Origin of the sequence: Defluviimonas sp. D31 (genome assembly GCF_033436765.1) — a bacterium.
Lineage (GTDB): Bacteria > Pseudomonadota > Alphaproteobacteria > Rhodobacterales > Rhodobacteraceae > Albidovulum.
On sequence record NZ_JAWQFN010000006.1, the window covers coordinates 1 to 13,016 of the forward strand.

Consider the following 13,016-nt stretch of genomic DNA (forward strand, 5'->3'; position numbering starts at 1 on the left):
AGGACGGCCAGGTCGACGAGGAGGGCGCCCCGGAGAGCCTGCTCCAGAAAAACGGCCTCTTCCGAACCCTCTACGACCACCAGTTCGGACACGCGGAAGCCCGCTGACGGCGGCCTCAGCCGCGGCCGATCCGCCGGCGTCAGCTCGCGCCCGCGGGCATCGGCAGGCGGCCGGAATTGTAGTCGGACCACTCGGCTATGTCGGGATAGTAGGTCTTGCGCCAGGCCCGGACGCGCGGGTTCATGCGTCGGCGCCAGAGCGGCGGCACCATCGCCAGCGCCGTCATCGCCGGGTAGCCGAAGGGCAGCTGCGGAGCTTCGTCGGCGCCGTAGGTCTGGAGCAGCGGGAAGCGGCGGTCGGGTTTGTAGTGGTGGTCGGAATGGCGCTGGAGGTTGATCAGCATCCAGTTCGTGACCTTGTGGTCGGTGTTCCAGGAATGGCGCGGCAGGACGCGTTCGTACTTGCCCTCGCCGAGGTGGCGGCGGGTCAGGCCGTAATGCTCGACATAGTTGACGAGTTCGAGCTGCCAGACCGCCACGAAGGCCTGCCAGGCGAAGAGCGCGAGCCCCGCCCAGCCGCCCACCGCATAGGCGAGCGCGAGGGCCGCGAACTGCAACGCGCCGTAGCGCCAGAACGGGTTCGACGGGTGCAGCGCCGTGCGGCCGGCGCGGGACAGAAGCTGCCTCTCGGCCCGCCAGGCGGAGCCGGGACCGTCCTTCAGAACCCGGAAGAAGGCGCGGTGGAAGCCCTCGTTGTAGCGCGCCGTGACCGCGTCGCGGGGGGTGCCGACATAGCGGTGATGGACAAGCAGGTGCTCGGTCCGGAAATGGCTGTAGAGCACGGTGGCGAGGAGGAGGTCGCCGAGCCAGCGTTCGAGCCGGTTCTTCTGGTGCATCAGCTCATGGGCATAGGTGATGCCGATCGAGCCCGAGATCACGCCGAGGCCGAAGAAGAGCGCGATCTTTTCCCATGTGGCGAGGTGATCCGCGCGGGTCACGTACCAGATGAGGCCGTAGAGCGTGGCCGCCTGTATCGGGAACCAGATGATCGTGATGAACCGGTACCAGAAGAGATCCGCCTCGGGCGTGTCGGGGTCGGGGTTGCGGGTCTCGTTCCCGGCGATTGCGTCGAGGATCGTGGTCCCGATCCAGCCGTAGATTGGCAGCAGCCAGACGGTCCAGCCGCCGACCCCCGCGCCGATCAGGGCGAGCGGAACGAGGACCAGCGACAGCCAGAACGGCGCCGCCGAGGTGAAGCGGGAGATCGGTTGGGACATGGGTGTTCCGCTCGCTGTCATCGCCGGCAGTCTAGGGGTGGCGGCGGGGCGGCTCAATCGGTCAGAAACGCGCGGGACGCGAGGTCATGGACCTTGCGCATGACGGTCGGAAGGTCGGCGGCGCGGAAGGCGTCGCGGGGGACGAAGTGGCCGCGCTCGGGATTCGTGCCCTCAGGCAGGCGGGCGGTGCGGACGGTCAGGATCAGGTGGAAATGGGTGAAGGTGTGGCGCACCTCGCCCGCGATCTCCTGCCAGTCGGCGGCGGCGGGCGGTGCGGGGGCGGGCGCGGTCTCGGCCCAGTCGCTGCCGGGCCAGCCGAGCATGCCGCCGAGAAGGCCGCGTTCGGGCCGGCGTTCGAGTAGGGCCGCGCCATCCTCGCGGGTACCGACATAGGCGATGCCGAACCGGGTGGGCTTCGGTTTCTTGGCAAGCTTGCGGGGCAGGTCGGTCGCGATGCCGGAGGCGTGCCCTGCGCAGAAGGAGCGGAGCGGGCAGATGCCGCAGGCGGGGTTTCTCGGGGTACAGATCGTCGCTCCGAGATCCATCATCGCCTGGGCGTGGTCGCCGGGGCGTGTCTCCGGCGTCAGGCGGCGGGCGAGCGCGGTCAGCTCGGGTTTGGCTGGGGGAAGCGGGGTTTCGACGGCAAAGAGACGGGCGGTGACGCGTTCGACATTGCCGTCGACGACGGTCTCGGGCTCGTCGCAGGCGATGGCGGCGATCGCGGCGGCGGTATAGGGGCCGATGCCGGGCAGCGTGAGGAGCGCGGCGCTCGTCTCGGGGAAGCGGCCATCGTGGTCCGCGACCACGGCGCGGGCGCATTTCAGGAGGTTGCGGGCGCGGGCGTAGTAGCCGAGCCCCGCCCACTCGGCCATGACCTCGCCGTCGTCGGCCTCGGCGAGCGCCGCGACATCGGGCCAGCGGCTGGTGAAGCGGTGGAAGTAGTCGCGCACGGCGGCCACGGTCGTCTGCTGGAGCATGACCTCGGAGAGCCAGACCCGGTAGGGATCGGGGCGGTGGCCGGCGCGGCGCTCCGCCGGGCCGATGCGCCACGGGAGCGCACGGGCATGACTGTCGTACCAGGCCAGAAGGGCGGTGCCGATCTCCTTCTCTCGCAAGTTTTCGCTCCCGTTGCCGTCAATTCGGTGGGCAAGCTCGTGCCCCGCGCCTAGAATAGCGACGGGCTCGGGAAAGGACAGGGATGAGCGGTGCGACTCCGGATCGGCGCGGGCGCGGCTTTCAGTCGGCGGCGCGGCTTCTCAAGGAGCGGATCCGCGTGGCCGGCGAGTCGCGCGGCTTCGCGGTCTCGCGGCTTCTCACCCATTGGGCCGAGGTCGTCGGCGAGGAGATCGCGGCGATGGCGCTGCCGGTCAAGATCGGCTACGGGCGCGAGGGGATCGGGGCGACGCTGACGCTTCTGACGACGGGCGCCGCCGCGCCGGTCCTGCAGATGCGGCTTCCGAAGATCCGCGAGCGGGTGAATGCCTGCTACGGCTACAACGCGATCTCCAAGGTGGTGATCACCCAGACCGCGCCCGTGGGTTTCGCCGAGGGTCAGGTCGCGTTCCGCCCGGCGCCGAAGGCCCCGCCGGCGCCGCCCGATCCTGCCAGCATCGACGCGGCGCGTACACTTTCCGGTGAGATCGGCGACCCGACGCTCCGGGCGGCGCTTGAAGCCCTGGGCGAAAAGGTCTTATCTCGGCCGGGAAAGAGGAAAGGCTGATCCCATGTCCAAGACCTATCTGATTGCCGGCGCCGCTGCGCTTGCCGCCGTCGCTGGCGGCACGTTCTGGATGACGCAGCCCGGCACCGCGCCGGGGGCCAATGTCACGACCTTCTCCACCGCCGCCGTCGCGCAGGAGGCCACCGAAAGCTCGAAGGCCGCGCTCGTGCCCGACATGGTGCTCGGGCAGGCCGAGGCGCCCGTCGAGGTGATCGAATACGCCTCCTTCACCTGCCCGCACTGCGCGAGTTTCCACGAGACGGTCTTCGATCAGCTCAAGGCAAACTACATCGATACCGGCAAGATCCGCTTCGTCTACCGCGAGGTCTATTTCGACAAGTTTGGGCTTTGGGCGGCGATGGTGGCGCGCTGCGACGGCGCGGAGAAGTATTTTGGCATCGCCGACATGCTGTTCGATGAGCAGAAGGACTGGCTGGCTCCCGGCGAGGCGGCCGGGATCGCCGAGAACCTGCGCAAGGTCGGGCTCAAGGCGGGGATCGGGGCGGAGGCGCTCGAAGCCTGCCTGAACGACAACGAGATGGCGCAGGCCATGGTCGCGACCTACCAGGGCAATGCCACGAAGGACGAGATCAACTCCACGCCCTCCTTCATCATCGACGGGCAGAAGTATTCCAACATGTCCTACGAGGATTTCGCCAAGATCCTCGACGAAAAGCTCGCGAACTGAACCGATGGCGCCGCTTCAGGGCCTGAAGGTCGTCGAGCTCGCGCGGATCCTGGCCGGTCCCTGGGCCGGCCAGACGCTCACCGATCTCGGGGCGGAGGTGATCAAGGTCGAAGCGCCCGAGGGCGACGACACCCGGGCCTGGGGCCCTCCGTTCATCGAGCGGGAGGGCGACCGGTCGGCGGCCTATTTCCACGCCGCGAACCGCGGCAAGAAGTCAGTGACGGCCGATTTCCGCACCCCGGAGGGGCAGGCCTTCGTCCGCGACCTCGTGAAGGACGCCGATATCCTGATCGAGAACTTCAAGGTCGGCGGGCTGAAGAAATACGGGCTCGACTACGAGAGCCTCCGCGCGGTCAACCCGCGGCTGATCTATTGCTCGATCACCGGCTTCGGCCAGGACGGGCCCTATGCCCACCGCGCCGGCTATGACTACATCATCCAGGGCATGTCGGGGCTGATGAGCATCACCGGCGAGCCCGACCGCCAGCCGCAGAAGGTGGGCGTCGCGGTGACGGATGTCTTCACCGGCATCTATTCCGTGGCCGCGATCCTTGCCGCGGTACACCAGCGGGCGCGGACCGGCGAGGGCCAGCAGATCGACATGGCGCTTCTCGACGTGGCGACGAGCGTGATGGCCAACCAGGCGATGAACTACCTCGCCTCGGGCACGCCGCCGATGCGGATGGGCAATGCCCACCCGAACATCGTGCCCTATTCGGTCTTCGACTGCGCCGACGGCTGGATCATCATCGCCACCGGCAATGACGGCCAGTACCGGCGGCTCTGCCGGATCCTCGGGCTCGACGCGCTGGCCGAGGCGCCGGAGTTCCTCAAGAATTCGGACCGGATCGCCAACCGGGCGGAGCTCACGCGGCTGATCACCGCGAAGACGGTGTCTTGGCAGAAGGCCGATCTGCTCGCCGCCTGCGAGGCCGACGGCGTACCGGCGGGGCCGATCAACGACATGGGCGAGGTCTTCGCCGATCCGCAGGTCTTGGCGCGCGGGATGCGTGTGGAACTGGACGGCGTGCCGGGCGTGCGTTCTCCGTTCCGGTTCTCGGGAGCCGAGCTCGCACTGGACCGGCCGTCGCCGAAGCTTGGCGAGCATGACGCGGACGTGAAGGCCGGTCGCGGCTGAACGCGGCGGAGCCGGGGGTTTTCCACCCCCGGACCCCCGGAGGATATTTCCGAAAAGGTGAATGTCAGAGACCGCAGCGTTCGCGGAAGGCGAGGCGGGCGGCGCCGGTGCCCTTCATGTCGGTGCGCAGGAATTCCTGCCGCGGCAGCGCGCTGTCGATGATCATCGCGGTGCCGTTCTGGAAGTGGTCGAGGATCTCGTCCGAGATGTAGAAGCGGCCGGAGAGGGACGGTCCGGCGATGGCGACGTCGACGGGGTAGCGGGCGGTGCGGCCGTCGGCGAGCTCGATCCACAGCATGAGCGAGCGGATGCCGGCGAAGCGGCCGCCGCCGGCCGCGTCGGTCAGGCGGAAATCGAGATAGCCCTGCTGGCCGCGACGGCAGCTGAACTCGACGGCAAGGCCGCTGGCGGACTGCCATGAGCGGGCGGCATCGCGCGTCTGCTCTGTCTCCCAGGCTAGGGCCGGAAGGGCGGCGATGAGGAGGGCGGGCACAAGAGCGGTCGGTTTCATGGCGGCCTCCGGGTTGGAGACAGGATAGCGCGGATGCCGCCCCGCTCCAAATCCGGGCGTGTTCAGCGGGGCGGCAGCAGCCGGTCGAGGGCGGCGTCGAGCGTCGACCAGTCGTCGAGGTCGAGCCGGACCGGGAGGGTCAGCACCTTGGGCCGGAAGTCGGACGGCAAGCGCACGGCATCCTTCTCGGTGGTGACGAGCTGCGCGCCGAGGGCGAGGGCATCGGTCTCGAGCCGTCGCAGCAAAGCGGGGCTCAGGGGCTGGTGGTCGTCGAAGGGCTCGGCGCGGGCGATATCGGCGCCGAGGGTTTCGAGCGTGGCGAAGAACTTCTCGGGATGGCCGATGCCGGCGAAGGCCAGGACCCTGAGACCGGGCCAGTCCATCCCGGTCCGGAGCGGCGCGAGCTGGCCGGTCAGATGCGGGATCCCGATCGCGTGACCCCAGGTTGCGGCGAAGTTTTCCTGCGCGGCGGCAGGGCCGATCGAGAGCAGGACATCGGCGCGCGCGAGCCCTGTGGCCACCGGTTCGCGCAAGGGTCCGGCGGGCAGGCAGAGGCCGTTGCCGAAGCCCTTCGCCGCATCGACGACGACGATCGAGAGATGCTTGGCGAGGGCGGGGTTCTGGAAGCCGTCGTCGAGAATGATCAGGCGGGCGCCGGCCTGCACGGCGGCGCGGGCACCGGCGGCCCGGTCGCGGGCGATCCAGGTCGGGGTGAAGCCCGCGAGCAAGAGGGGCTCGTCGCCGCAGTCGGCGGCCGTATGGCGGCGCTCGTCGACGCGGACGGGGCCGGCGAGGCGGCCGCCGTGGCCGCGGCTCACGACATGGGCGGTCAGGCCGCGCGCCGCGAGCCGCTGGGCGAGCGCGATCACGGTCGGCGTCTTGCCGGTTCCGCCGGCATTGAGGTTGCCGACGCAGATCACCGGCACGCCCGGATCGGCGGCGCTGCCAGCGCCGGCGGCGAGGCGCCGGGCCGTGGCGGCGGCGTAGAGCCGCCCGAGCGGGGCGAGCAGCCGGGCCTGCCAGGCCGGCCGGGCGGGATCGCCGTGCCAGAAGTCGGGCGCACGCATCAGGGCGCCTCCCGCGCCGGATGCGCGTCGAGTGTCGCGAGCGCCAGATCTACCACCCGTTCGGCCACCTCGGCGCCGCCGGAGGAAGCTGCCCAGGCGTTGTGGGCCAGGACCGCCGCCCTGTCGGGCGCAATCAGGTCGCTGACCGCGGCCCCCAGCGCCTCGGGCGTGGCGATGCGGCGCACTGCGCGGGCCTCGGCGAGGCGGGCATAGGCATGGGGGTAGGGGCCGGGATAGGGGCCGTGCAGGATCGCCGAGCCCAGTGCCGCCGGTTCGAACGGATTGCGGCTCGCGCCGCCCTCCGACAGCGTGCCGCCCATGAAGGTGACCGGCGCGAGCCGGTACCAGAGACCGAGCTCCTCCTCGCTGTCGGCGATGAAGACCTGGACCTCGGGTTCGGGTTCCTCATCTCGGGACCGTATGGCAGTGATCCAGCCCTCGCGGGCGATGCGGTCGGCCAGTGCCGGGGCGCGGTCGGGTTCCGACGGGACGAGGATCAGCAGCATCCGGTGCGCGAGCCGCATCGCATGGGCCTGGGCGGCGATGACCGCCTCCTCCTCGGTCTGCGGGCAGGCGACGGCGAGCCAGACCGGGCGGGTCTGGAGAAGGTCGGCGAGCGCGGCGCGCTCGGCCTCGTTGCCGGGCAGGGGATCGGTGGTCTCCTCGATCCGGCCGGCGATGTCGATGGACAGGTTCCGGCCGCCGAGGGCGCGGAGCCGGGCCGCGGTCTCGGCGTCCTGGGCGAGGATCCGGGTGAAGCGGGCGAGAAGCGACGCCGCCATGCCGGGTCGCCAGCGCCAGGCGGCGGCCGATTGCGGGGTCAGGCGGATGTCGGCGAGGATCAGCGGGACCGCGCGGGCCGCGGTCTCGGTGACCAGCGCGGGCGGCAGGCTGGCGCCGGCGAGGATCGCGAGATCGGGGCGCCAGTGGTCGAGGAAGGGCCGAAGCGCGGGCAGCCGGTCGGGCGGCAGCAGGTCGGACCGGGTATTGGCGGGAAAGCCGGCGAGGTCGGGCGGTGTCTGCCCCTCGCCGGTGACTAGGAGCCGCAGTTTCGGACGGGCGCGCTGGAGCCGCTGGGTCAGCTGCGCGAGGCTGCGCAGGGTGGCGCCGCGGCCGACATGGAGCCAGACGAGACGGCCGTCGGGGCGCGGAGCGCGCGGCGGGACCTCGCCCGGCGCCGCGCGGGACGCCGCCAGGAGGTAGAGCGCGAGGGCGAGTGAGCGTCCCATGCCGGTTAAGGCTCAGAGGCCGAGTTCCTCGGTCGGGCTGGCCGCCGCCGCCTCGTCCCGCAGGCGGTGGATATGGGCGATGAAGTAGCGGGTGTGGGCGTCGTCGACGGTGCGCTGGGCTTCCGCCTTCCAGGCGTTGTAGGCGGTTTTGTAGTCGGGGAAGATGCCCACGACGTGGATCTTCTCGGGATCCTTGAAGACGGTCTTGGTCGGGTCCACCAGTTCGCCGCCGAAAACGAGGTGCAGGCGTTGGGTCATGGGGCTCTCCGGGCTATGGGGTTCGGTTTCGCGCGCCACCCTATGCCAAGGGACGGGGCGCCTCAAGGCGGCTGGCAGGGAGCGGGCTGTGGTGCCAGGCCGCGGCGGCGGAGCGGGGGGCTGTCTGCCCCCCGGATTGCCCGGGGCGGGCAATCTCTCCCCGAGGATATTTCTGCAAGATGAAAGGGAAGGCGGGTGTGCGCTCAGTCCTTGAGGGCGCCGCGGAGTGCCGTCCAGAGCGGGTCCGGAGCGGCGATGACGCCGGCTGTACGGGGATCGGCGGCATTGAAGCGAAGCGGACGGCCGGTGCGATCGGTGACAGTGGCGCCGGCCTGCCGCGCGATCAGATCGCCCGCGGCGATGTCCCATTCCCAGCTCGGCCGGAGCGTCAGCATCGCGTCGTAGCGGCCCTCGGCCACGAGGCAGAGCCGCCAGGCGAGCGAGGCGCGGAACTTCTGCCGGAAGGGTGGCGGCGCGCCCTCCCTCCAGTGCTCCGGGGAGAGGTTCGGCTTTGCCGTGAGGAGCGTGGCGCCCTCGGCCCCGGTCCTCACGGAGGCGCGGATCGGGGTGCCGTTCAGCGTCGCCGGCCCCGCCTCGGTCGCGGCGTAGAGCATGTCTTTCATCGGCAGGTAGACGACCCCCGCGCTGATCCGGCCGCCTTCGGCCACGGCGAGCGAATGGGCGAAGCTCGTGTCGCCCTCGATGAAGGCGCGGGTGCCGTCGATCGGGTCGACGATGAAGGTGCGCTCGGTACCGAGCCGGGCGTGGTCGTCGGGGGTTTCCTCGCTCAGCCAGCCGTAACCGGGTCGGGCGGCGCCGAGTTCGGCATGGAGCATCCGGTTCACCTCGAGGTCGGCCTCGGTCACCGGGCCGGCGCCGCCGGGCTTGTGCCAGATTCCGGGCGAGCCGCGGAAGAAGCGCCGTGCAATCTCGCCGGCGGCGCGCGCCGCCTCGGTCAGGAGGTCGAGGTCACTCGCCGGCAAGGGTGAGCCCTTCGACGAGGAGCGAGGGGACGACATGGCTGAGATGGGCGCGCGCGTCGTTCGCGGGCGTGATGCGCATCAGCATCTCGCGCAGGTTGCCGGCGATGGTGCATTCGTTGACCGGATAGGCGAGCTGGCCGTTCTCGACCCAGAATCCGGAAGCGCCGCGCGAATAGTCGCCGGTCGTGGGGTTGATCGAAGAGCCGATCATCGAGGTGACGAGAAGGCCGGTGCCGATCTCGTCGAGGAGTTGCTCGCGGCTCTTGTCGCCCTGCGTCAGCGCGATGTTGGAGACCGAGGGCGAGGGCGGCGAGGAGGTGCCGCGCGAGGCCGAGGCGGTGGATTTGAGGCCAAGCCGGCGGGCGGTGCCTAGGTCGAGCGTCCAGGTCTGGAGGATACCGTCGCGGACGATGTCGCGGGCTTCGGTCGGCAGGCCCTCGGCGTCGAAGGGGCGCGAGCCGGGGATGCGCGGGCGGTGCGGGTTCTCGAAGACCGAGAGGCCGCGGGGCAGGACCTGTTCACCCATCGCGTCGCGGAGCCACGAGGCGCCGCGCACGATCGCGCTGCCGTTGATCGCGCCGAGGAGATGGCCGATCAGCCCGGCCGAAATGCGCTCGTCGAAGACGACCGGATAGGCGCCGGTCTTCGGTTTGCGCGCGCCGGCGCGCGATACCGCCCGCTCGCCGGCGAGCTGGCCGATTTCCTCCGGGCTTGGCAGGTCGGACTGATAGACGCGGGACTCGGCGGCCCAGTCGCGCTCCATCTTCAGCCCCTCGCCGCTGATGGCGACGGCCGAGGACGCGCGCGAGGTCCGCGCGTAACCCCCGGCGAAGCCGTTCGTCGCGGCGAGGTGGAGGCGGCGGTGCGAATAGCTCGCCGAGGCCGACTGGACCTGGCTCACGCCCTTGACGGCGAGGGCGGCTGCCTCGGCGCGGCGGGCATCGTCCTCGAGCATGGCGGCGGCGGGTTCGGCGGCGGGATCGGCGAGGTCGAGCGCCGCGAGATCCCAGGCGGACGCAAGCTCACCCGGATCGGCGAGGCCGAGGCTCGGATCCTCGGGCGCCTCGCGGGCCATCGCGACGGCGCGCTCGGCCATCTCGGCGATGGTCCGTTCGGAGATGTCGGAGGCCGAGACGCAGGCCTGCCGCTGGCCGATCAGGACGCGGAGGCCGATTTCGATCCCCTCCGCGCGCTCGGCCTGTTCGAGCCGCCCGCCGCGCACGTCGACGGAAAGCGCGGTGCCGTCGACGGCGATCGCGTCGGCGGCTTCGGCGCCAGACCTGGTGGCGGCGGCGAGGAGGGCCTCGGTCAGGGGGGCGAGCCGGTCGGTCATGCGGTCGGATCCTGTGTCTCGGAACGTTTCCTAGGAGGTAGTCCGGGCCGGGATCACGCGCAAGGGCGCGATGGTGCGGGGCTGACCGTCGTCAATGCGGCGGCTGGACGGACGGCTACTTTGGACACTCGGGTCCGGCACGGGGCCGCAAAGCGAAGGGCGGATCATGGATCAGCACAGTTTGTCGGGGCTCTCGCCGGAAGAGCTATATGCGGGCTTCACCGCGGCGAGGCGGTTGGTGAGCAGCGCGGTCGAGGCCGAGCATGCGGAGGGACGCGACGCCGAGATTCGCACGGCCTGGCTGGAGGCGCGGCGAAAGGCGCTCGACCGCGACGTGCTGGGAAAACTCGGGCTGACGCATGAGGAACTGGCGATGCAGGCCGAAGCCGAGGAGACCGCCTATCTTCGGCATGCCGGTGCGCGCCTCGAGGGGCAGGCTCGGCAGAGCGACGATCCCGGTTTCGGGCTGCGATCGGTGCCTGCTCCCGGGACGGTGCCGGCGCATCCTTATGCGGTCGTCGCGGTGGGTCGGAGCCGGGATACGATCGCCAATTTCGCGGCCGAGGCCTCATCCAATCCGGATGCATGGACCATGGCCGGCTATTCCGAACGGCAGGAATTCTTTCTCGACATCCGGGGAAAGGGCACCGGGCTTTACGATTTCTCGGTCATCCCCGAATACAACTCCTTCGACTGGATGGAGATCCAGTGGTATTTCCTGCACATTCCGTTCGGCGATAGCGACTGGAGCTGCAGCGCGCGGCCGTGGCTGCACGGCGCCTACCGGGTCTGGAGCGACGACTGGTTCCTGACCAGCCGTTTCGCCAGCGTCGCGATGACGGCGCGATTGTGCCTGTTGCCGTTCGGTTTTCCCTCGCCCAAGTACCACGACGCGCAAGTCACCAGTGCTGTGGCGATCGACGAGGGGGGCCAGAACATCGACAAGGCGCGCTGGGGCGGCTGGTTGCCGAAGCTCGCGCCGCTCACGCCGCTGCCCAACCACCGGCAGAAGGCGCACTGGATCATCGTCTCGGTCTTCGGGCAGGTTACGGTGCGCGGGCTCGCCCATGCCCGCCTCGACTTCAAGCGGTTCTGGACCTCGACCGGTTCGAAGGAGGGCGGCAGCTACCGCGAGACGAAATACGGTGTCTATTGCCCGCCCGCGACGATCCACTGGTGACGGCGGCGGGACCAAGGCAAAACCGCCCGCGGCGGGCGCGGGCGGTTTCGGCCAATGTGGCGGAGGTTACTGGATGCGCTGGCCGTTGGCGTAGACGCCGCCATCCTCCTTGAACTCGATCTTCGAGGTCAGCGTGTCCTCGCCCGAAGGCACTGCGAAGAGGCCTATCATCATCTTCGCGCCCATCGCCTGGTCCTCGGGCAAGAAGCCCATCGCCACGAGATTGTCGATCAGACCGTTGCCACCGACGAGTTGCAGGTCGACCGCGCCGCGCGGCTGCGGCATGGGAGCGGAGTTGTCGAAGGTCAGCGCGCCCGAACCGGTGAGCTCGGCACCGGCTGCCGTCAGCTGGATCTGATTGATGTCGAGCGACTCGACCTCGCCCGGGCTCGCGTCGGCTGGCGCCGGCGTGTGCATGTCGAAGACGTCGAACAATAGCTTCGCCGCGCCGGACAGGTCGACGATCAGCGTCGCCGGATCGCGCGGCAGCTGGGTCGTCGGGTCGAACATCGCCCAGATCCCCTCGGAGATCTCAAGGTCGATGAGCTTCACGAGAAGGCCGAAGGGCTGCGCCTCCTCGCCCTTAGAGACAGGCACCTTCATGTCGAACGCGGTCTCAGCGACCGAGAGATCGAGCGGCACCGGTAGGGCGGACGCCTGGACCGCGATCTGAGCGGCCTGGCCGGTGCCGCCGTAGCGCATCCCGTCGCGCGACATCGCGAAGTTGACAGAACCGGCGCCGCCGGTGGACTGCACGTTCAGCGTGTCGGCGCCGTCCTTGCCATCGATGACATAGCCGCCGCCGATGAAGTTGAACGTGCCCTCCATGGTCATCCCGGCCTGAAGGGCGGCGCTCATGTCCTCGAGGTCAACCGCGTCCGGCATCGTCGCGGTCGAGGTGCCGCTCAGTCCGGTGAGCGAGCCCGACGCGGCGAAATCTGTCTCGGCCTTGGGATCCTTGCCGGAGACGGCGAAGTCGAGCTTCTCGGCCGTCATCGTCGAACTCACGTTGCGCGCGCCCTCGGTCACCATCCGGTAGTTGCCGGCGTTCCCGGTCAGGGTGGCGTCCAGTGTCATCGGGATGGCATCACCCTCGACCTCGGTCTGCTCGGTGCGGATGCCGATCGTGTCGGCGGTGAAGTCGAAGGTCATGTCCGTCGCTTGGCCCGAGACGAGCATCGCGAGGCCGGACTGGGTGATCTTCATAGCCATGTCGACCGCCTCGCCGGTCGCCGGCTTGGCCGTGATCGCGATCGGGATCTCCTCGGACATCGTGACCTCGACCCTGCCGTCGCCGAGTTCCTTGAGCCGGACTTCGGCGACCGTAGCCGATGTGCTGCCCTCGGGCGTCTCGGAGGCGAAGACGGCATCGGTGATCACAAGCGTGTCGCCCTCGGTCACGCTCGACCCGGTGGTGACGGTCTGGCCGAGATCGCCGTAATAGTCGGTGAGGCCCTGCCAGACCTCGGCCGCGGTCACATCGGCCTGGACCGCCGTGGTCCCAAGAAGAAGAGCGGTCAGCGCGCCTGCGCCGCGGCCTGTCCAATGTCTCATGTCTTTGCCCGTGTCATTACCCGTTTCGGGCCGTACCATCGGCCCGTGAGCGGGCCGGGTCAAGTGTCCGGGCGGTATG

The 13,016-nt window shown here is 69.9% G+C and carries 13 protein-coding genes; 4 read left to right on the forward strand and 9 right to left on the reverse strand.

Annotation, left to right across the window (positions count from 1 at the left end; translation table 11 throughout):
• Positions 1-139: 139 nt before the first annotated feature.
• Complete coding sequence (locus R5H32_RS11915) at positions 140-1,276, reverse strand: alkane 1-monooxygenase (RefSeq protein ID WP_318338904.1); 1,137 nt, start codon at positions 1,274-1,276, stop codon at positions 140-142.
• Positions 1,277-1,329: 53 nt separating this feature from the next.
• Entirely contained in the window at positions 1,330-2,391 is a 1,062-nt protein-coding gene (gene mutY, locus R5H32_RS11920; protein ID WP_318338905.1) for an A/G-specific adenine glycosylase, read from the reverse strand.
• Between the two features lie 83 nt (positions 2,392-2,474).
• Between mutY and R5H32_RS11925 the strand changes: the two genes are divergently transcribed.
• The 3 genes from R5H32_RS11925 to R5H32_RS11935 are packed head-to-tail and all read left to right on the forward strand — an operon-like array spanning position 2,475 to position 4,822.
• Positions 2,475-2,996 (forward strand): DUF721 domain-containing protein, encoded by a 522-nt coding sequence (locus R5H32_RS11925; RefSeq protein WP_318338906.1) that lies wholly within the window; start codon positions 2,475-2,477, stop codon positions 2,994-2,996.
• A gap of 4 nt (positions 2,997-3,000) precedes the next feature.
• On the forward strand, positions 3,001-3,684 hold the full coding sequence (locus R5H32_RS11930) for a DsbA family protein (RefSeq protein WP_318338907.1): 684 nt from the start codon (positions 3,001-3,003) through the stop codon (positions 3,682-3,684).
• Between the two features lie 4 nt (positions 3,685-3,688).
• Complete coding sequence (locus R5H32_RS11935) at positions 3,689-4,822, forward strand: CaiB/BaiF CoA-transferase family protein (protein WP_318338908.1); 1,134 nt, start codon at positions 3,689-3,691, stop codon at positions 4,820-4,822.
• 64 nt (positions 4,823-4,886) lie between these two features.
• Here the strand turns inward: R5H32_RS11935 and R5H32_RS11940 are convergent, their stop codons facing one another.
• From R5H32_RS11940 to R5H32_RS11965, 6 genes are all read right to left on the reverse strand, one after another.
• Positions 4,887-5,333, reverse strand: a complete 447-nt coding sequence (locus R5H32_RS11940; protein ID WP_318338909.1) for a hypothetical protein — start codon at positions 5,331-5,333, stop codon at positions 4,887-4,889.
• A gap of 62 nt (positions 5,334-5,395) precedes the next feature.
• Positions 5,396-6,400 carry a tetraacyldisaccharide 4'-kinase gene (gene lpxK / locus R5H32_RS11945; protein ID WP_318338910.1) on the reverse strand — a complete coding sequence of 335 codons (1,005 nt, stop codon included), beginning with the start codon at positions 6,398-6,400 and terminating at the stop codon, positions 5,396-5,398.
• Entirely contained in the window at positions 6,400-7,629 is a 1,230-nt protein-coding gene (locus R5H32_RS11950) for a 3-deoxy-D-manno-octulosonic acid transferase (protein ID WP_318338911.1), read from the reverse strand. Before R5H32_RS11950 ends, lpxK begins: the two co-directional genes overlap by 1 nt.
• Before the next feature lie 12 nt (positions 7,630-7,641).
• Positions 7,642-7,887: a DUF4170 domain-containing protein gene (locus R5H32_RS11955; RefSeq protein WP_318338912.1), complete on the reverse strand. Its 246-nt coding sequence runs from the start codon at positions 7,885-7,887 to the stop codon at positions 7,642-7,644.
• Positions 7,888-8,090: 203 nt separating this feature from the next.
• Positions 8,091-8,870: a 3'(2'),5'-bisphosphate nucleotidase CysQ gene (locus R5H32_RS11960; protein ID WP_318338913.1), complete on the reverse strand. Its 780-nt coding sequence runs from the start codon at positions 8,868-8,870 to the stop codon at positions 8,091-8,093.
• A complete protein-coding gene (locus tag R5H32_RS11965; RefSeq protein WP_318338914.1) occupies positions 8,857-10,203 on the reverse strand; it encodes a TldD/PmbA family protein in 1,347 nt (448 codons plus the stop codon). Before R5H32_RS11965 ends, R5H32_RS11960 begins: the two co-directional genes overlap by 14 nt.
• 166 nt (positions 10,204-10,369) lie before the next feature.
• Here R5H32_RS11965 and R5H32_RS11970 point away from each other — a divergent pair, with 166 nt between their 5' ends.
• Positions 10,370-11,383, forward strand: a complete 1,014-nt coding sequence (locus tag R5H32_RS11970; RefSeq protein ID WP_318338915.1) for a hypothetical protein — start codon at positions 10,370-10,372, stop codon at positions 11,381-11,383.
• Between the two features lie 66 nt (positions 11,384-11,449).
• Here R5H32_RS11970 and R5H32_RS11975 read toward each other — a convergent pair whose 3' ends face one another.
• Positions 11,450-12,937, reverse strand: a complete 1,488-nt coding sequence (locus tag R5H32_RS11975; protein WP_318338916.1) for a DUF2125 domain-containing protein — start codon at positions 12,935-12,937, stop codon at positions 11,450-11,452.
• Positions 12,938-13,016: the final 79 nt, after the last annotated feature.

Excerpts from the sequence above, each read along its gene's own strand:
- R5H32_RS11915 (WP_318338904.1), bottom strand. The coding sequence starts at position 1,276 with ATGTCCCAACCGATCTCCCGCTTCACCTCGGCGGCGCCGTTCTGGCTG.
- R5H32_RS11925 (WP_318338906.1), top strand. The coding sequence starts at position 2,475 with ATGAGCGGTGCGACTCCGGATCGGCGCGGGCGCGGCTTTCAGTCGGCG.
- R5H32_RS11930 (WP_318338907.1), top strand. The coding sequence starts at position 3,001 with ATGTCCAAGACCTATCTGATTGCCGGCGCCGCTGCGCTTGCCGCCGTC.
- R5H32_RS11935 (WP_318338908.1), top strand. The coding sequence starts at position 3,689 with ATGGCGCCGCTTCAGGGCCTGAAGGTCGTCGAGCTCGCGCGGATCCTG.
- R5H32_RS11940 (WP_318338909.1), bottom strand. The coding sequence starts at position 5,333 with ATGAAACCGACCGCTCTTGTGCCCGCCCTCCTCATCGCCGCCCTTCCG.
- lpxK (WP_318338910.1), bottom strand. The coding sequence starts at position 6,400 with ATGCGTGCGCCCGACTTCTGGCACGGCGATCCCGCCCGGCCGGCCTGG.
- R5H32_RS11950 (WP_318338911.1), bottom strand. The coding sequence starts at position 7,629 with ATGGGACGCTCACTCGCCCTCGCGCTCTACCTCCTGGCGGCGTCCCGC.
- R5H32_RS11955 (WP_318338912.1), bottom strand. The coding sequence starts at position 7,887 with ATGACCCAACGCCTGCACCTCGTTTTCGGCGGCGAACTGGTGGACCCG.
- R5H32_RS11965 (WP_318338914.1), bottom strand. The coding sequence starts at position 10,203 with ATGACCGACCGGCTCGCCCCCCTGACCGAGGCCCTCCTCGCCGCCGCC.
- R5H32_RS11970 (WP_318338915.1), top strand. The coding sequence starts at position 10,370 with ATGGATCAGCACAGTTTGTCGGGGCTCTCGCCGGAAGAGCTATATGCG.
- R5H32_RS11975 (WP_318338916.1), bottom strand. The coding sequence starts at position 12,937 with ATGAGACATTGGACAGGCCGCGGCGCAGGCGCGCTGACCGCTCTTCTT.